We start from the raw sequence: 18197 nt of genomic DNA, 5'->3' as shown, positions 1-18197 counted from the left end.
CATTCTCCTGGAGCCATCAACGGCAAACCATCATCAGCCACACCCGGTCCTCCCGGACCGCCCAACATTCTTAAGGAATCCGTCATGAGTAGCACCGGCACCCCGAACGAAGCCGTCATCACCTCCTACGCGAAGGCCCCGGCCCGCACCGTCAGCGCCGGTGGCGTCACCTACGCCTACCGCGAGCTGGGACCGAAGGGCGACATCCCCGTCGTCTTCTTCGTCCACCTCGCCGCCACCCTGGACAACTGGGACCCCCGCATCATCGACCCCGTCGCGAAGGGCCGTCACGTCATCGCCTTCGACAACCGCGGTGTCGGGGCGTCCACCGGCCAGGTGCCCGACAGTGTCGAGGCGATGGCCGACGACGCCTACACCTTCATCAGGGCGCTCGGGTACGACAAGATCGATGTCTTCTCCTTCTCCCTCGGCGGCATGGTCGCCCAGGCCCTGGTGGTGAAGCACCCCGAGCTCATCCGCAAGCTTGTCCTCACCGGCACCGGGCCCAAGGGCGGCAAGGACATCGACAAGGTCGTCGGCACCACCTACTGGGACATGCTGCGCGCCACCTTGACCCGGTCGGACCCCAAGGAGTTCCTGTTCTTCAACCGCAACGCCGCCGGCAAGCCCGCGGCGCGTGCGTTCGTCAACCGGCTCAAGGAGCGCACCGTCGACCGCGACGCGAAGATCAAGGTCAAGGCGTTCCAGACGCAGCTCAAGGCGATCCAGAAGTGGGGGCGCTCCGCCCCGGACGACCTGTCGACGATCACGCAGCCCACCCTGATCGCCAACGGCGACAACGACCGCATGGTGCCCTCCGTCCTCTCGGAGGACCTGCACCGGCGCATCAAGGACAGCGAGGTGATCATCTACCCCGACTCCGGTCACGGCGGCATCTTCCAGTACCACGAGGAGTTCGCCCCGGTCGCGGTCGAGTTCCTCGGCCGATGACCACCGCCTGGCAGGAAGAGCCGGCCGGCGAGGGAAGGGCAACACCATGAGCATGCCATCGACCGCCGTGCACCTGGATGCGAAGAAGCACCTCACCTCCTCGATCCTGTTGTGGGTGCGCACCGACCAGCCCCGCCAGACCGGCATGGACCACTGGAAGGGCCCGCACTCGGGGATCATCTCCGCCACCCCGGGCCTGGAGGAGTACCGCCAGATCCACCTCGCCGAGCACAACCCGGGCCGGTGGCCGGCGACCGGCGGAGTGGAGACCTCGATCCCCGTCGACCGGAAGATCGACGGGGTCGCAGAAGTCACCTTCCGATCGGCGCTTGCACCTCTGCTCGGGCGCAAGCAGACGAAGCTGGCCTACCAGGACGAGATCAACGTGTTCCGCCGCACCCTGCTCTCCGGCGACGTGATCGAGGGACTGTCCGACCAGCTGGCACCGCTGGTCTCCGCTATCCACGCCTACGACGTCGCCGCCGCCCTCACCTACGTCAAGAACGGCGACATCCTCCCGCACTACGAGGAGTGAGCGGCAACGGGCGGGAGCAGGACCGCCGGACCCGGCAATCCCCCCGTGCCTCCCGCCCACTGACGCCCCGTCGCCAACCCATATCCATCACACATCTGGAGCCAGACCATGAGCGAGCCGAGCACCATCCACTACGAGCGCACCTCACCCCAGGTCGCGAAGATCACCTTCGCCAACCCGCCCGTCAACTTCATCGTCGGCGAGACCGTCCTGCGCCTCACCGAGATCGTCGAGAAACTGGCCACCGACCCGGACATCCAGGTCGTGGTGTTCGACAGCGCGACCCCCGACTTCTTCTACAACCACTTCGACCTGGCCGCCGCCGCCGACTTCCCCGCCCCCGAGGACGAGAACGAGGTGCCGGCCTGGACGAACCTGGTCCTGCAACTCTCCAAAGCGCCCTACATCACCATCGCGGCCATCCGCGGACGCACCCGCGGCGGCGGGAACGAACTCGCGCTCGCCCTCGACCTGCGGTACGCCAGCCGGGAGAAGGCGATCTTCGGGCAGCCGGAGGTCGGCAGCGGACTGCTCCCCGGCGGTGGCGGCACCGAACGCCTGCCCCGCGCCATCGGGCGCGACCGCGCCCTGGAAGCCATCCTCACCAGCGACGACTACGACGCCGACACCGCCGAACGCTGGGGCTGGATCACCCGTGCCCTTCCCGACAGCGAGCTCGACGCCTTCGTCGACACGATCGTCGGCCGGCTCGCCTCCTTCGACCGCACCTCACTCGCCTCGGCCAAAGCCCAGATCAACCGGGCCTCCCTGCCCCCGGACGCGGATCTGGTCGCCGCCTACGGCGAGTTCGCCCACTCCCTCACCCTCCCCGGGTTCCTCGTCCGCGCCGCCGGCGCGCAAGCCGTCGTCGAGCAGGCCGGCATCGACTTCGAGTACCGCCTTGGGCAGTACATCGGCGTTGCCAACCAGCAACTCTGACACCCCATCACGAAACGAACACCGACGCAGCAGATGCTGCGGCGGTGCTCGTCTGTCGTGGGGGCCACCTGGTTCGCCGTCGCATCCTTGCCGATCAGGAGAAGAACATGGCGCGAAACCCCGTCACTACCGGAAACGGGAGACGGATCGGTGCTGCTGTAGAGGCTGTGGTGTTCGACGTCTTCGGCACCGTGGTCGACTGGCGCACCGGTGTCGCGAGCGAATTCGAGCGCGTCGGCACCCGCGTCGGGTTGCAGGCCGATTGGCTGGGACTCATCACCGCGTGGCGCAGCCGGTACCCGCCGACGCTGAGGCGGGTGGTGTCGGGGGAAGTTTCCTGGCGGCCACTGGACGAACTGCACCGGATGATGCTCGACGACGTGCTCACCGAGTACGGCCTGACCGAGTTCACCGACACCGACCGGGACGAACTCGTCAACGCCTGGCACCGACTGAGCCCATGGCCCGACAGCCGCGACGGTCTGTCCCAGCTGCGCGAGACCCATATCACCGCCACCCTGTCCAACGGCAGCATCGCGCTACTCATCCACCTTGCCCGCGCCGGCGGATTGCCGTTCGACGCCATCCTGTCCGCCGAACTGGTCCACAGCTACAAGCCCGACCCGAAGGTGTACCTGATGGCCGCGGAACTGCTCGAAGTCCCGCCGTCGCGGCTGCTGATGACCGCCTGCCATCTCGAAGACCTGCGTGCCGCCGCCGACGCCGGACTGCGCACCGCATACATTCCACGCCCGCTGGAATGGGGCCCCGGCCACCCGGCCCCACCGGCGCCGGACTGGGTCGACCTCACGGCCACCGACATCCCCGACCTGGCCCGGCGACTCGCTCTATAGCGGCCGATCCGACGCGGCCAGACCAGTTTCCAGCAATCACGGGCCAAGAAAGCTCGTCTCCACGTTCCGACGGATCTCCTCATAGGAACGGGTGAGGTCCCCGGGCTCGGGACCGACGCCGCGGCATCGTTCATCAGCACCGTTGCCTCACCACGGTGGTGATCGACACCGACGGCAAGCGGCTGCGCCGGGTCCACCGCCGATATCGTCGGCGGCCCGACGAACGTGGCGGCGCACACCTCCTCGACGTCGGCCAGCCGCTCGAACGCCATGGATCGCGGGACCTCGACGCGAAAAGACCACGTCGGGGCCTAAGAACAAGCTCAGGCGTTCGTGCTGTGCAGGTCCGGGTAGAGCGCCTCGACCGGGCCGCTGAGAGCCGCCTTGACCTGCGCGGTCAACTCGTCGGCCAGGACCTCGTACGCCCCGGCCTCGACGGCGTCGTAGGCCGTCTTCACCAGCTCTGCCGGCAGCAACTTGGGTCCCTCGGCGTGCGCGGCCATGGGGGTGTCGACGTAGCCCATGTGCACCCCCGTCACGTGGACTCCCTTGGGTGCGAGCTCGATGCGCAAGGAGTTGGTGGCCGACCACAGTGCGGCCTTCGACGCGCTGTAGACGCCGCCGAAGGCGTACCAGCTGGCAACGGAGTGCACGTCGACGAGGACCGAGTTCGGCTTGGCGGCAAGGACCGGTGCGAAGGCGCGGGCGAGGAAGACGGGGCCGAAGAAGTTCGTCTCCATGTTCGCCCGGAGATCCGCTTCGGCGACGTCGAACAGGCTCGCGCTCGGCGGGATCGCACCCGCGTTGTTGATGAGCACGGTGACATCAGGCGCGGCGGCGACGGCCGCGTCGATCGACGCGGGGTCGGTGACATCGAGCGTGAGGGGGGGCGATGCGGTCGTCGTCCCAGGTGCGGGGTGACGTAGACCTTGGTGGCGCCACGAGCCAGGGCGTCGTGGACGAAGTGGGTTCCGAGGCCGCCGTTCGCTCCGGTGACAAGGACGACTGATCCGTTGAGGGAGGGCATGGGTGTTCCTTTCCAAGGGGCACGAGGCGCGGGCTGGTGCCACCGCTTCGCACGGATGGAGCAATGGCTCGGCTCCCGGCTGTGGGAGCATGAGTGAAGACACTTTCGAGCCGACACGTTAGTGACTGCGTTCATAACTGAGTTAAGTCAGAATCTATTCCCGGAGGACGCCGCCATGTCTCTCGCCTCCCGGCCGGTAGGACGGCGCGAGCGGAACAAGCAGGACAAACTGGACCGCATCATCGCCGCCGCCAGCGAGCTGTTCGCCGAACGCGGCGTCGACGAGGTCACGACCCAGCAGATCGCCGACAAGGCGGACATCGGCACCGGGACGCTGTTCCTGTACGCCAAGACCAAGGGCGAGCTTCTGCTGCTTGTGCAGAACGTCAAGTACGCCGAAGCGCTCGACCGGGGCCGGGCGGAGGCGGAGACCATCCCAGGCCTGCTGGACGCGGTGCTGGCAATCGTCAGGCCGATCGTGGAATGCAACCGCACCCAGATCGACAACGGACGCACCTACCTGCGAGAGGTGGTCTTCGGCGACCCCGAGGAACCCCGGCACGGCGAAGCGCTCACCATCGCCGCGCAGACCGAGGAGGCCATCGCCGCCCTGCTGCGCCGAGACGAGCGGGTCACAGAGGGCGATGCCGCGACGCTGGCACACATCGTGTCCGCCGTGATGTTCCTCAGCATGGCGGTGAGCGTGAACATCGCCTTGAGCGTCGAAGAGATCGTGCAGGACATCCGAGGGCAGGTCAGCGTCCTGCTGCCTCGCTGAAGCGCGGTTCATGGGTTCGCATCCGCGCGGCCTGTCGGGCGAACCGATCGTGCGTGCAACTGGCGATCCCGCCCTGGGAAGCACGATCCCAGCACGGGGCCTCATCCCAGCACCATGCGGCTCGGACGCCCCCGATCACTCCTTTCGCGGTCGATCCGCGCCGCCCGGCCCGACGGCGCCCCGGTCTACGTGTTCATGGACAACCTGTCCGCCCGGCCCTGCTTTCTAGGAAAGTTCGCGTTTGAGGATCTTTCCGGTGGAGGTCATGGGCAGAGCGTCGACGAACTCGACGATGCGCGGGTACTTGTAGCCGGCGAACTGCTTTTTTCCCCAAGCTGTCAGCTCGGCCTCGGTCGTACCGTCGCCGGCCTTCTTCACGACGACTGCCTTGATCTCTTCCCCGTGGCTGGGGTGCGGAACTCCGATGACGGCGACCAAGGAGACTGCGGGGTGTTCCATGAGCACCTCTTCGAGCTCGCGTGGGTAGACGTTGAACCCGCCGCGAATGATCATGTCCTTGGACCGGTCGACGACGAAGTAGAAGCCGTCCGCGTCCTGGCGAGCCAGATCTCCGGTGCGGAACCATCCTTGGTTGATGGCCTCTGACGTCGCCTCGGGGCGCTTGTAGTAGCCCTTCATGACGTTGTGGCCCTTGATCGCGATCTCCCCGACCGCGCCGGCGTCGTCCTCCACATCCGACCAGTCCTTGTTGATGAGCTTCATCTGAACCCCGGCGATGGGCCGGCCGATCGATCCGACACGGGGCTCCTCGCCGTACGTGGCGAACGACGCGATGGCCGCCGTCTCCGAGAGCCCGTAGCCCTCAAGGATCGTCACCCCGAAACGTTCCTTGAACTCTTGATGGATCTTCGCGGGAAGCGCGGAGCCACCGGAGACGGCGATGCGCAGGTTGGCGGCCAGTCGGGCGACGTCCACGCTGTCGTCGAGTGCGTCGAGCAGGCCCCAGTACATGGTCGGTACGCCGCCGAAGAACGTCACGTCATGGTCGAGCATGAGCTCCAGGGCCTGGCGGGCGGAGAACCTCGGTTGCAGGACGAGCGTGCCGCCGAACCCGATGGCGCCGTTCTGGATGACCATCTGGCCAAAGGCATGGAAGAGCGGAAGGACGCACAGGTAGACGTCGGGTCTCGCGGGATCCGACGAGAAGAGCTGGACACCGGCTCGGGCGATGTCGTACACGTTCCGGTGTCTGAGTTCTGCGCCCTTGGGCTGCCCGGTGGTACCGGACGTGTAGAGGATGACCGCGGTGTCGTCGTCGCTACGCTCGACCGTCTCGAACGTCTCCGGCTGCCCGGCGACAGCGGCGGCATAGACCTGGTCCGGGGTGACACCGTCCACGGATGCGCCGCCGCCGATGAGGAAGAAGTGCGCGGCCCGGTCGGCGGCCTGGAAGGCCGACCATGCCTCGCGCCCGATCGGGAGCTCTGCACTGCCTTCGAAGGCGAAGTACGCCGTCGCTTCGGAGTCGTTGAGGTGGTAGGCGATCTCACGCGCCTTGAGGAGCACGTTCACCGGCACGACAACCGCGCCGGCCTTGAGGATCCCGAAGTAGACCGTCGTGAACTGCGGGATGTTCGTGCAGGACAGGGCGACCTTCTCGCCCGGGCGGACGCCGCGCTCGATCAGCAGGTTCGCCACCCGGTTCGACGCCGCGTCGAGTTCCGCGTAGGAGATCCGATCGCCACCGAAGACGATCGCCGTGCGCGCAGGGTGTGCCGACGCGGTGCGGGTCAGCAGACCGGACACGTTCCGGGTCGAGCTCGTCATCAAGGGCTCCTGGTCTGTGCGTAGTCGGGACACCGTGTCGCTCCTGACATCAGGTGGTCAGGAAGTCCTCGCCGTCACGCGCGTCGAGGCGTTGGAGAATGCTCTGGACCGTGCGGTCCCGCGTCAGGCCGGAGTCCAGGGCGGGCGCGACGATGCCGCGGGCCCGCGAGACCACCGACCATCTGCGCGGACGGAACACCCGCACATCGCGGCGACGCAGGCCCTCGACGATGGCTTCCGCCGCCTGCTGGGGGCTGATGCGCTTGCGCAGGAACCTCGGCTGGGTGTTGAGCAGCGCCCGGGCTGCTGGATCCTCGTCGATGCTCTGCCGGATCATGTCCGTGTTGATCATCGCGAAGTACGCGGTGGTCACGCTGACGCCATGAGCGGCGAGCTCGACCCGCAGTCCACGGCCGAGCTGCTCGACCGCGGCCTTGCTCATCGCGTACGGGATCGTGCCGGCCCCGTTGACGAACGCGAACACCGACGAGATCGGTACGAGCCGGCCACGGTGTGCGATGAGGCCCGGGAGAGCGGCACGGACCGTGTTGAGCGCGCCTCCGACGTTCACGTCGAAGAGCCGGTCGACCACCGGAGCCGAGGACGCCCGCAGGGTCACACCCCGCGCCACCACACCCGCGTTCGCGATCACGATGTCCAGGCGGCCGGAGTCCCTGACGACGGTCTCGACCGCTCGGGTCATGTCGCCGGGGTCGGTCACATCGCCGACCAGGTGGGTGATCCGCTCGTCGATCGCCTCGCCCGCGGCCGGGCGGTGCAGATCGATCACGAAGACCCGGGCACCGGCGGCGGTCAGGGCCCGCGCGGTCGCCGCGCCCAGGCCCCGGCCGCCGCCGGTGACGAGGGCGACCTTTCCGGCGATCGACCGGTCGGATCTGTCAGTCATCGAGGAACTCCAGCACCTCGCGGACGAACTCCCGGTGGTGCTGGAAGACGCCGCCGTGCCCGGAGTTCGGGTAGATCTTCAGGCGGGCGTTCGGGATCCGGCGGGCCATGTCCGCCGAGTTGCTGCTCGCGACCATGAGGTCGTTGTCACCGTTGGCGACGAAGACCGGCTGGGTGATCACCGAGAGGTCGTCGGGTGCGTGCAGTCCGGCCGTGCGGATGGCCTTCAGCTGCGCGCGCCGAGCCTGTAGGGAGATTTTCTCGTCGCGATCGTGGGCGCGCTCCTTGAGCCGGGCGAGGTAGTCCTTCGCGGCCCGCTTGCCCTCGGCGTCGCGCGGGAAGAACAGGAACGTCCTGGCGTCTTTCAGGGTGAGCGCGGACTTGACGTACGCCCCGACCGCGACCTTGTTGATCTCCTTGATGCCGCCGCCTCCGCGGGGACCGGTCCCGGCCAGGACGATCCGGCGCACGAGCTCGGGTGCCTGCAGGGCCACCATCTGTGCGACTCCGCCGCCGAGCGAGAACCCGAGGAGGTCGACCTGCTCCAGTCCCATCGCACGGATGAAGGCGACGGCGTCGCGGCCCATGTCCGCGACATCCGGCGGTACGGATCCTCCGGACCTGCCGACCCCGCGGTTGTCGAACGTGATCACCCGGTGGCGGGCGGCGATGCCGTCGATGATCCTCGGGTCCCAGGCGTCAAGGACAGCCATCAGGTGGTGCAGGAACACCACGGGAACACCACCGGCCGGACCGAGCTCGCGGTAGGCGAACGGCACCCCGCCGACGTCGATCGTGCGGTTGGGTACGTCGATCCACTTCATGCTCTTTGTCGTCTTCATCTGACCTCATCGGATACGGCGCGAGGACCGCGGCTCCGTGCAGTTATATTACGGTCGTTCTTCTTACGGTTGTAATGTATACAGCTGGATGGAGCGGTGACAAGGGCTCTGCACCCACTGAGCGGGGGTTGTCACCGAAGGCCCCGGTCCGACCAGTCGTCACGAAGACGTCTCGACCTTGCGCTCTGCTGTACGTGCCGGGCGACTGCATCAAGGCCCTCCCGGGGCGGCGCCGCGTCCGAACACCGGGGCCCGCGCACCAACAGGGGTCGGTTCGGTGCGCGGGCGTGGGTGGCGTGGTTTCGGAATCGGCCGGGGCGCGACCGAGGGCGTTCTGGGCGTCGGCGGGGTCGGGGCCCTGTACTGCTCCTACGTACAGCTCGACCTGGGACTTGAACCGGTCGACGGCGGCGCGGTCGCTCATGAACTTCGGAAAGGCGAGGGCGTCGGTGGTGGGGTAGTCGGCGAGGGGCTTCAGCCCCGCGGGCGGGGCGACATCGGCGCGTACCGACCAGGTGAAGCTCGCGATGACGTTCTTCTGAGTCTGCTGGGAGAGCGGCCAGCTCATGAACAGTTTGGCGGTGGCCTGGTGCCGGGACCGTCGGAAGATGGCGGCGCGCTGTGCCCAGGACGGGAACCGGTCGTGGCTGGGCAGCACCTGAACGCTGTTGGGGCCCGTGCCCCCGGCTCCGGCCGGGCTGGCAAGGTAGGTGCCGCCAGTGACGCCGCTGATTGATCCGAGCAGGCCGCGGACGTATGTGGGCCGCTGCGCGGCGAACTTGTCCAGCCAGCCCCAGCCGTACTGATCGATGAACAGCTTGTACTGGAAGAGCACCGCGTCGTCGTCGTTGGGCCAGGTGGAGATGACCCTATCCGTGAAGACGGGGCTGAGCAGGTCGGTGGCACGCATCCGGAGATCCTGATGGGCATTCCGCCCGGCTCCGGTGGCACCCAGCGCATGCCTCGGCTCATCGGTGCCCACCGTGCGCTGGTGGCGATCCTGGAAGGCCGGCCGTTGCCCGCCGAGGAAGCCCTCGCCGTCGGGGCCATCGACGAGATCGTGCCGGCCGATCAGCTCATTTCCCGGGCCGTCGAACGAGCCGCTCATCTCGCGGCGCGGCCGACCGAGGCGATCGGGGCCGTCAAGCGGGCGGTGAACGTGGGCGGCTCGTTGTCGATGGCCGACGGGCTGCACCTCGAACGCTCCGAGTTCCTCGCCTCCCTGCCGCAGCCGACGGCGCAGGAACTCATGAAGGGCTACCTGCGCGACACCGCGGTCCAGGGTGAGCTGCCGCTGTACCAGCCCGGCGGTTACGCCGCCGCCCTCCAGCGCGGAACCGCGTCAGGCCGGAAAGAGGAAGTGAGGGCGTGACACACGATGTGACCACGAAGTTCAGCCGGCGCACCGTGCAGTTCGCCTCGGGTGACTCCTACTGCTCGGCCTGGCTGTACGTGCCGGAGCCGGCCTCCGAGGCGCCCGTACCGGTCGTCGTGATGGGGCACGGCCTCGGCGCCACCCGGGAGATGGGGTTGGCGCCCTACGCCGAACGATTCGCCGCCACCGGGCTGGCGATACTGGTGTTCACCTACCGCAATCTCGGCGACAGCGGCGGCGGACCGCGCCAAGTGTTGTCCATGACCAGGCAACTCGCCGACTGGGACGCCGCCATCGAGTACGCGGCCAGTCTCCCCGAAGTCGACCGGCAACGGGTCGCGGTGTGGGGCAGTTCGCTGGGCGGGGGCCACGCCATCGCCGTCGCAGCCCGGCATCCGGAACTGTGTGCCGCGGTCGCCCAGTGCCCCTTCACCGACGGGCCGGCCTCGGCCGGGGCGCTCGGAATACGGGAGACTCTGGCCCTGGGAAGCGTTCTGACCCGCGACTTCCTCGCAGCGGCGCGCGGGAAGGAGCCGGTCACCGTTCCGGTCGCGGCAGCGCCCGGTCAGCTGGGTCTGATGACCGCGCCCGACGCGCTGCCGGGAATGCTGGCGTTGGTGCCCGACGACTACGAGTGGGTCAACCGCGCGGCGGCCCGCAGCTTGATCAACATCATCCGGTATCGGCCCGGCCGAGCGGCCAAGCGCATCACCGCGCCGATCCTCGTCTGCATCAGCACAACCGCCTCGGTCGCCCCACCCGCGCGGACCGAACGCTACGTGCGTCAGGCACCGCGCGGCGACGTTCGTCACTATGATGCCGGGCATTTCGACTTCTACTTCGGCAACGCGTTTGAGCAACTGGTCGCCGACCAGAGCGAGTTCCTGGTCAGCCACCTGAAACCAGCGCAGGTCACGAGCGGCTGAGCCGGGCGGGCCGTCGAGGACGGGGTAGCCGATGTCAGATGCTGCCCCGCACACGGTGCCAGGAGCAGGTCGATCCTCGCCGAGGCGAAGGGCGACCTGACCACAAGTGGATCGACGGCCCCCTGGCTTCGATGACCTCCGTCAGAGGCCGCGCCTGGGCTGGGGATGTGGTGCGTCAGTCGCGCTGCCCGCTGTCCAGCAGGGTGAGGGCGTTGTTGATCCCCTGATCGAGGAGCTCGTTGGCGAGTTGGCTGTCGGTCAGGGCGCGGGAAAGCTGCAGGGTTCCGGCCATCAGGCCGAGGAGGCTGAGTGCCTTCACGCGTGCGGAGGACGGGGCCTCGGGCGCCATGCGGGCGGCAATGCCGTCGATGAGGATCAGCACGCCGTCGGTGTACGCCTGCCTGGTTGTGTCGGTGCAGCGCCCGATCTCGTCGAGCAGCGCGGCGTTGGGGCAGCCGTCGCCAAGCATTTCACGGTGCTGGGGCGACAGGTATCCGCGCACGATCTGCTCCAGTCCGGCCCGGCCGGGTTCGGCCCGCGCGACGACATTCTCGGCCTGCGCCTTCAACTGGTCGGCGATCGCCGTGGTGACGAGGTCGTCCTTGGATGCGAAGTGGGCGTAGAAGGCACCATTGGTCAGCCCCGCGTCCTTCATGAGCGTCGAGACCCCGGAGCCGTCGATACCGTCCTGCTTGAAACGGCGGCCCGCCGTCTCGATGATCCGCCGCCTCGTCTCCGACTTGTGCTCTTTTCCGTACCGCACCACGCCACACGCTCCTTCGCCGGCCGGAAGGACCGGTTGCCCTTCGCCGACTCCGACAGTCTATGGTAGTGCGAACGTACTCCAAAGAGTCGACGGCGGCGACGGTCGTCCGCCTCGTCGCCAGTTGCCCTCTGCGGCAAGGGCGATGAGCGAGCGTCTGGCTTTCATCGGTGCGGCAGCCACGGACCCGGCATCTGGACTCGCCCTCGCCGACGAGGCTCATGGTGACGGCCGCCACCGCGAGCCTCGCCGACCACCCCAGCCCTGGCCGGCGCTGCTCCTCGATCGGGCCGACACGGACATCGCCATCCGCGCCAAGGGGATCGAAGGCGGTCTCGCCGACGTCATCTCTGTCGGCACCATCTCTCTCGGTAGTCCCGACCTCGTCAAGCGCGCAAGCGCCAACGCCCCTAAACGCCCCCGACCTGCCACCCTCCACGGCGGTGGCGCGGCCGGCTGCACCGACTACCCCGTCCTGCTCCGCCCAGGTGGAGCACCCGGTGCCCGAGGGGGACGTCCGCCCTAGGTACCCGGCACGGCTGCGACACACACCATCCCCACAATCGATGAGTCACCGAGGGGCAGCGGGCCGCCACCGAGCGGAATGGCGATGCACTCTCCGGCCACCCCCGCGGACCCGTGGCCCTGCCTGCGGAGTCACACCCGAGGGGCGGGCCCCGGGCGGAACATGCAGTTGCCGGCGTGGGCACGGCATCACCCACCTGGTGACCGTCGGCATGCCGGCCCACCCTGCGTCGAGTCGGCCGGCCGCTACGCCATGGAACTGGGCTACCACGTGCCCCTGCTGCGCAGAGGGGCCGCCGCATTGACCTGTGGAATGCCGCACGCGGCCTACGAGTTGACCGGCCCTTCCTGCGCCCACGCCATGGTGACCGCCAGCGAGATCGTCACCGCCTTCAAGGGAGCACCCGTCTGACGCTCACCACGGCACCGCTCATCGGGGCGGCCGGTGCGCCGACGAGGGCGGGGACGGCGCAGGCGCTGAACCCTGCGCCGGGAGCGCCCATCGAGTTCGCGTTCGGCGGTATGCCGAAGCGGCACGGAATGGATCCGGGGTCGGCGGTCGGGCAAACCCGGCGAACCGGGTGACGTCGGCCGAGCGTGCGCTTGGCACCCTCGCGCACGGTGGCGATGAAGCAGATCGCGCGGGACACGTGTCCAGGGATCGGCGCCCCCTGCGGGCACTTCCCCACGCCTCCCGCTCCGACGCCGATGCCTCCACTCCGCGCAGAGCGCTTGCAATCATCGAAGCAGCCTCATAGAATTACGAGCGTAATTTAAATGCATGGGTTCTCACCGCTGACGGCTCGACCGACAACCCTCATGACGGGTCTGCCCTCGGTTCGCGAGACAGATGCTCCCCTTCGGGCACGCCTCCACCACCGCCCGCAACCCCGCCCCGCCCCGCGACAACGGCCCTACCACCTGCCTTACGGCCGACATCGCGCACCGGCGGCGTGGCTGCTGCGAGCAGCGAGCCCTTCTTACTTCACCAGGAACTCTCCATGGATCTCTCCACCAGCACCGCCCTTGTCACCGGAGCCAACCGGGGCTTCGGCCGCGCCCTCGCCGCCGAGCTGCTCAGCCGCGGCGCCACCGTCTACGCCGGCGCCCGCAATCCCGACCAGGTCGACCTGCCCGGCGCCAGGCCGATCGCGCTCGACATCACCGATCCCGCCTCCATCGCGGCCGCAGTCAAGGCCACCGGCGACGTGACCGTCCTGGTCAACAACGCCGGATCCTCCACCGGTGCCGACCTGCTGGCCGCCGACCTGGACGCCATCCGCTTGGAGATGGACACCCACTACATCGGCACCCTCTCCGTGGTCCGCGCCTTCGCACCCCAGATCACGGCCAACGGCGGCGGCACGATCCTGAACATCCTCTCCGGCCTGTCCTGGGTCAGCTTCCCGGAACTAGGTGCCTACTGCGCCGCCAAGTCCGCGGAGTGGTCCCTCACCAACGCCCTGCGCCTGCAACTCGCCGACCAGCACATCCGAGTGGCCGGCCTCCACGTCGGCTACATGGACACCGACATGGTCCGGGCCGTCGACGCGCCCAAGTCGGACCCCGTCGACATCGCCCGCACCGCCGTCGACGGCATCGCCGCCGACGCCTACGAAATCCTCGCGGACGACGCCGCCCGCCAGGCACAGGCCGCACTGGCCGGAGGCGTCTCCGTGCTCTACCCGCAGCTCCCCTGAGGGCAGCCGCCCAGGAATCCGCACCGAACTGGGTGGATGCCGATGCCCGGTGTCCCACTCCCACCCCCGCCGTCGCGCCATCGACGTGAGGGCAGCGGCGGCACAGGACGGCGAGAACCACTCAAGCGTCGTCAGGGCAATCGTCGCGGTAACCACCGACCCCAGGTCGTGACCGCGCCAACCGTCGGCCCGCCGGCCTCACGCGTCCGCACAATGCGCCACACCGTCCCACGGCCGGTTCTTCGGCAAGAGATCCGCAAGCCAACACGGCGACCGACTGGCGCCCGCCCCAACAGACCACATCTCTCAGGCGCACCGGCAAAGGGGAGAAGCACACGCATGAGTACCTATCTGGCGGACAAGGCCGAGGACCTGTCCGCGGAAGGCGCTTCCGCAACGTTCACCTACCGGCGGATGGGGCCACAGGGCGGCGTCCCCCTGGTCCTGGTGAGCGGTTTCCGCGGGACCATCGACTGGTGGGACCCGGAGTTTCTGGACCTCCTGGCCGCCGACCACGATGTGATCCTTTTCGACAACGTCGGGATCGGCTACACGCCCGGCGAAGCGCGCGACTCCGTCGAAGGATTCGCCGACGGCGCCATCGACTTCATCGAGGCCCTCGGCCTGGCGCAGGTCGATCTGCTCGGCTGGTCCATGGGCGGCTTCGTGGCCCAGCACGTGACGCTGCGGCGGCCCGACCTCGTCCGCAGACTGGTCGTGGCGGGCAGCAGTCCGGGCCGGGTACCCGAGGCGCCGCCCCTGCCGGAGAAGGTGCAGGGCATCATGGCCAATCCCGACTCCTCCGCGGACGACCTGCTCTATCTGTTCTTCCCCGAGACCGACGCGGGCCGCGCCGCCGGGGTCGAGCACCTCACCAAGGTCTCGACACGGCTGGCCGCCGGGGGCCCAGCCGTGTCCGAGACAGCAGCGATGCGCCAACGCGAGGCGATCGTCAAGTACATGACGGTTCCGTTCGAGCAGGTACGGGCGAACCTGGAGACCATCAAGCAGCCCGTCCTGTACGCAGGCGGCGTCCGAGACGTGATGGCCCCCGCCCTGGCCTCCTACGTCGCCGTCCAGCACCTCGACTCGGCCACCTTGATCCTTTACAGCGACGCCGGCCACGCCTTCCTGTTCCAGCACGCCAAGGCCTTCACCACCGAGGTGGCCGCCTTCCTCGCCAACTGACCACGCCGACCGAAACGTCGCACGCAACTCGGGCAGCAGACCGCTGACACCGGATCAGAGCACCTTCTGGCCACGCGAATTGCCGTCTCCGTCCATCCGCATTGGAGAAGCACATGTCTTCCTCGAACGAGACCCAAATGTCCACCACCGACCTGCACCAACTTGCCGATGAGTACGTCAAGCTCGTCAACCTGCGTGACCTCGACACCCTGTTCGCCCTGTACGCGCCGGACTTCCGCAACCACGCCGCCGACGGCACCACCACCAGCGTCGAGGAGACCCGCGCGGTGCTCGCGTCGTTCCTCGACGCGGTCCCCGACTACGCCGCCACGCCGGTCCGTGTCGTTGTCGAGGACGATTGGTTCGCGATCAGCTTCATCCTCACCGGCACGAACACCGGGCCCTTCAACGGAACTCCCGCCACCGGCCGATCGATCAAGGTGCTGGAGGTCCGCATGTTCAAGGTGGCCGACGGGAAGCTCACCGACCACTGGGGCCTCATCGACCTGCCGACGCTCTTCGCCCAACTGCAGTCCTGAAAAGGGCATTTGATGAAGCGATGTCGACCTGTATGCCCGAGCAGGTGCCTCGCCAGGCGGGTGCGGTCTCGCCCGCTACGCGCCTGGCGAAGTTGTCGGTCGAGGCGACGTGGATCACGGCCCCGGACCGGCGGGGAGGGGGCTCCTGGACACGGACCGGACGCCGGCCGAGCATGACGCGTCCCGGACTTCACCGCACGGCCCACGGACGTCCGGCGCCCCGGCCTAGGCCGTGTCCGCAAAGTCCCGCCTGCTCCGCGACGCCCGGCACGCACTCTCGCCGCACCGGACGAAGGCCCACGTACAACCAGTACGAGGGCTTCCGCCCGGCACGCCGAGAGCACGCACCGAACGCCGCGGAGGCCGCCCTCCGGGCGGACGACGGGACTTTGCGGACACGGCCTAGCCCCATCGGCGTTCCGCCCGCCGAAGGCTCCGGTGCGCAGGAGGCAGCCGGTGGTGAACATGTCGACGGCCTTCATGACGAAGTCGTCGAAGCTGTGCTCGCCGATCGTGTAGTCGGTGCAGACGCGGCGGGCTCCGAGCGGGGCGAGGGAGTAGAAGAGGACCACGCCCCCGCAGTTCTTCTACAGGTCGACGAGGATCTGGTGCTGGTCGAGGTGGCCGTGCGTCCGGGCCATGGCCCGCATCACCGCAATCCGCGGCGCCTTCCTCGCCCGCGACAAGCGGCGACCGACCACTCGTCCTCGTCACGCCCCGGCCGGGCCCGTAAGACCATCGCCCAGCACCCGCCCCCGAGCACTACCAACTACCCCGCCACCAGGCCATATACCCAGCGAAAGTGCCGTGCCGGTATCAAGCCGACCGCCCCGTCGTCCGGCCGATCCGCTCTCCGGCTGCTTACTTCTTCAGCCAGCCGACCTTGGTGTAGTCGACGTCCGCGAGGCCGTTCGCGCCGTAGTTGGCGAGGTTCGAGCGGACGGCGAGGACCTGGGGGCGCTGGTAGACCGGGATGGAGTGGCCCAGCGCCCAGATCTTGGCGTCGGCCTCGTTGTAGAGTTTGTTCGCCTCGACGGCGTCGGTGGTCTCGGTGGCCTTCTTCAGCAGGGCGTCGACCTCGGGGGAGCCGACCGAACCGTAGTTCTGGTAGAGGTTCTTGCCGGACGGCTCGCGGTAGATCGGGTACGCCTGGGAGCGGAAGATCTGGTCGACCCAACGGAAGCTCGTCAGATCGAAGTTGCCGATGGTGACGTACTTGGAGAAGTAGTCGTTCGACGGCACCTTCACGATGTTCAGCTTGATCCCGACCTGCGCCAACTGTGCCTGCACCAGCTCCGACTGGTCCACCTGCGCGGAGGTGGAGCCCGCGCTGAGCGTGTAGCCGAGGGTGAGCTGCTTGCCGGCCTTGACCCGCTTGCCGCCCTGGAGCTTCCAGCCCGCCGCGTCCAGCAGCTCGGCGGCCTTCTTCAGGTCGTACGTGCCGTACGTACCGGAGTTGTCCTGGTAGCCGGCCTGATTGGGCATGAAGAAGTGGCTGCCGTACGGCTTCAGTTGGACGGGGAGGTCCTTGCCGAAGGCGGCGGCGATGGACGTGCGGTCGATGGCGTGCTGGAGGGCCTGGCGGACGCGGACGTCCTTGAGCGGGCCGCGCGCGCCGTTGAACTCGATGTGCACCTCGTCCCAGCGGGCGCCGACGCGGATGTCGGTGCCGGCCGCCTTGTACAGCCGCTTGTAGTCCTCGGGAAGGAGCGCGCTCGCGGAGTCGATCTCCTTGTTGAGGTAGGCGTCCGTCCAGGCGGAGTAGTCCGGGGCGCGGAAGACGATCGAGTCCAACTTGGGCTTCGTTCCCCACCAGTTGGGGTCGGGGACCGCCGTGATGGTCTGGGCCGTCTTGTCGTACGAGGAGATCTTGAATGCGTTGCCGGTGATCGGGATCCGCTGCGTCCAGCCCTTGTTGAACTTGTCCGGGGTGCCGATCCCGGCGGCCGGCAGCAGCGGGTTGAACAGGTGCTTCCAGTCGGCGTACGGCGTGGAGTAGGTGACCTTGACCTGGTGCGCGTCGGCGCCCTGTTCGACCCGGCTGATCTGTTCGTAGCCGGAGGTGTCGGCGGCCTCGTACGCCTTGTCCGTGCCGTTGTTCGCCTTCCATAGAGCCTCGAAGTCCCGCCAGCCGATGGGCTTTGCGTCGGACCACTTCGCCTTTGGGTTCAGCTTGTAGACGACCGTCTGCGGGCTGGTCGAGGTCACCGAGGCGGAGAGCAGGAAGTCCGTGTCGGGGTGGGACTCGCCCTGGGCGTCCGCCCAGAACAGCCGGGGCTCCACCAACTCGTTGATGTCCGTCGCGTCGCCCTGGTTGCCGTTGGCGGTGTAGCGGTTGTAGTCCGCGATCCACTGCGAGATCGCCAGCTTGAGGGTGCCGCCCTGCTCGATGTCGCTCAGCGGACGGGCGTTGATCTCCTGACTGCCGGCCGGGGCCGCGTTCTTCCGCGCGACGGGTTTGCCGTCGTCGGAGGAGCCGCAACCGGTCACCAGCAACGCGGTGGCCGCGGTGGCGGCGATCCAGGCTGCGGCGGAGGTCTGTCGCATGTCGGTGTCCTTCG

19 protein-coding genes are annotated in these 18197 nt (G+C 68.2%); 12 read left to right on the top strand and 7 right to left on the bottom strand.

Annotated elements, in window-relative coordinates; translation table 11 throughout:
* Nucleotides 1-84 precede the first annotated feature (84 nt).
* The 4 genes from AC31A1_RS08245 to AC31A1_RS08230 all read left to right on the top strand — a co-directional run bounded on the left by AC31A1_RS08245 (nt 85) and on the right by AC31A1_RS08230 (nt 3279).
* A complete protein-coding gene (locus AC31A1_RS08245; RefSeq protein ID WP_489652598.1) occupies nt 85-951 on the top strand; it encodes an alpha/beta fold hydrolase in 867 nt (288 codons plus the stop codon).
* 46 nt (nt 952-997) lie between these two features.
* Entirely contained in the window at nt 998-1486 is a 489-nt protein-coding gene (locus AC31A1_RS08240) for a hypothetical protein (protein WP_489652597.1), read from the top strand.
* Between the two features lie 108 nt (nt 1487-1594).
* Nucleotides 1595-2425 carry an enoyl-CoA hydratase/isomerase family protein gene (locus AC31A1_RS08235; protein ID WP_489652596.1) on the top strand — a complete coding sequence of 277 codons (831 nt, stop codon included), beginning with the start codon at nt 1595-1597 and terminating at the stop codon, nt 2423-2425.
* Between the two features lie 107 nt (nt 2426-2532).
* Nucleotides 2533-3279: a haloacid dehalogenase type II gene (locus AC31A1_RS08230; RefSeq protein ID WP_489652595.1), complete on the top strand. Its 747-nt coding sequence runs from the start codon at nt 2533-2535 to the stop codon at nt 3277-3279.
* A 323-nt stretch (nt 3280-3602) separates the two neighbouring features.
* On the opposite strand, the gene AC31A1_RS08225 is transcribed toward AC31A1_RS08230, so the two are convergent.
* Nucleotides 3603-4397, bottom strand: a complete 795-nt coding sequence (locus AC31A1_RS08225) for an SDR family oxidoreductase (protein WP_489652594.1) — start codon at nt 4395-4397, stop codon at nt 3603-3605.
* Nucleotides 4398-4481: 84 nt separating this feature from the next.
* On the opposite strand from AC31A1_RS08225, the gene AC31A1_RS08220 reads away from it, so the two are divergent.
* The gene (locus AC31A1_RS08220) at nt 4482-5084 is read left to right on the top strand and encodes a TetR/AcrR family transcriptional regulator (protein ID WP_489652593.1); all 603 of its coding nucleotides are present in this window, start codon (nt 4482-4484) and stop codon (nt 5082-5084) included.
* A gap of 225 nt (nt 5085-5309) precedes the next feature.
* Here AC31A1_RS08220 and AC31A1_RS08215 read toward each other — a convergent pair whose 3' ends face one another.
* Genes AC31A1_RS08215 through AC31A1_RS08200 form a run of 4 tightly spaced genes read right to left on the bottom strand, consistent with a single transcriptional unit; the run spans nt 5310 to nt 9530 of the window.
* The gene (locus AC31A1_RS08215) at nt 5310-6872 is read right to left on the bottom strand and encodes a long-chain-fatty-acid--CoA ligase (RefSeq protein WP_489652592.1); all 1563 of its coding nucleotides are present in this window, start codon (nt 6870-6872) and stop codon (nt 5310-5312) included.
* A gap of 49 nt (nt 6873-6921) precedes the next feature.
* Nucleotides 6922-7779: an SDR family NAD(P)-dependent oxidoreductase gene (locus tag AC31A1_RS08210; RefSeq protein WP_489652591.1), complete on the bottom strand. Its 858-nt coding sequence runs from the start codon at nt 7777-7779 to the stop codon at nt 6922-6924.
* A complete protein-coding gene (locus tag AC31A1_RS08205; protein ID WP_489652590.1) occupies nt 7772-8620 on the bottom strand; it encodes an alpha/beta fold hydrolase in 849 nt (282 codons plus the stop codon). The genes AC31A1_RS08210 and AC31A1_RS08205 overlap by 8 nt, the downstream gene beginning before the upstream one ends.
* Before the next feature lie 43 nt (nt 8621-8663).
* A complete protein-coding gene (locus AC31A1_RS08200; protein WP_489652589.1) occupies nt 8664-9530 on the bottom strand; it encodes a hypothetical protein in 867 nt (288 codons plus the stop codon).
* A gap of 12 nt (nt 9531-9542) precedes the next feature.
* On the opposite strand from AC31A1_RS08200, the gene AC31A1_RS08195 reads away from it, so the two are divergent.
* Together AC31A1_RS08195 and AC31A1_RS08190 are read left to right on the top strand one after the other, a co-directional pair.
* Nucleotides 9543-9992, top strand: a complete 450-nt coding sequence (locus AC31A1_RS08195) for an enoyl-CoA hydratase/isomerase family protein (protein ID WP_489652588.1) — start codon at nt 9543-9545, stop codon at nt 9990-9992.
* A complete protein-coding gene (locus AC31A1_RS08190) occupies nt 9989-10921 on the top strand; it encodes an alpha/beta hydrolase (RefSeq protein WP_489652587.1) in 933 nt (310 codons plus the stop codon). The genes AC31A1_RS08195 and AC31A1_RS08190 overlap by 4 nt, the downstream gene beginning before the upstream one ends.
* A gap of 175 nt (nt 10922-11096) precedes the next feature.
* On the opposite strand, the gene AC31A1_RS08185 is transcribed toward AC31A1_RS08190, so the two are convergent.
* A complete protein-coding gene (locus AC31A1_RS08185) occupies nt 11097-11687 on the bottom strand; it encodes a TetR/AcrR family transcriptional regulator (protein WP_489652586.1) in 591 nt (196 codons plus the stop codon).
* Between the two features lie 142 nt (nt 11688-11829).
* On the opposite strand from AC31A1_RS08185, the gene AC31A1_RS08180 reads away from it, so the two are divergent.
* The 5 genes from AC31A1_RS08180 to AC31A1_RS08160 all read left to right on the top strand — a co-directional run bounded on the left by AC31A1_RS08180 (nt 11830) and on the right by AC31A1_RS08160 (nt 15636).
* Nucleotides 11830-12210 carry a hypothetical protein gene (locus AC31A1_RS08180; RefSeq protein ID WP_489652585.1) on the top strand — a complete coding sequence of 127 codons (381 nt, stop codon included), beginning with the start codon at nt 11830-11832 and terminating at the stop codon, nt 12208-12210.
* Between the two features lie 252 nt (nt 12211-12462).
* Nucleotides 12463-12621, top strand: coding sequence for a hypothetical protein (locus AC31A1_RS08175; protein ID WP_489652584.1), 159 nt, complete (start codon nt 12463-12465; stop codon nt 12619-12621).
* Between the two features lie 589 nt (nt 12622-13210).
* Complete coding sequence (locus tag AC31A1_RS08170; RefSeq protein ID WP_489652583.1) at nt 13211-13909, top strand: SDR family oxidoreductase; 699 nt, start codon at nt 13211-13213, stop codon at nt 13907-13909.
* Between the two features lie 339 nt (nt 13910-14248).
* The gene (locus AC31A1_RS08165) at nt 14249-15097 is read left to right on the top strand and encodes an alpha/beta fold hydrolase (protein WP_489652582.1); all 849 of its coding nucleotides are present in this window, start codon (nt 14249-14251) and stop codon (nt 15095-15097) included.
* A gap of 137 nt (nt 15098-15234) precedes the next feature.
* Nucleotides 15235-15636, top strand: a complete 402-nt coding sequence (locus tag AC31A1_RS08160; protein ID WP_489652581.1) for an ester cyclase — start codon at nt 15235-15237, stop codon at nt 15634-15636.
* 861 nt (nt 15637-16497) lie between these two features.
* Here AC31A1_RS08160 and AC31A1_RS08155 read toward each other — a convergent pair.
* Nucleotides 16498-18183, bottom strand: coding sequence for an ABC transporter family substrate-binding protein (locus AC31A1_RS08155; protein WP_489652580.1), 1686 nt, complete (start codon nt 18181-18183; stop codon nt 16498-16500).
* Nucleotides 18184-18197 lie beyond the last annotated feature (14 nt).

The sequence above is a fragment of the Streptomyces sp. P5F9 genome, from assembly GCF_057961495.1.
This window is presented reverse-complemented; position numbering and strand designations above follow the sequence as displayed.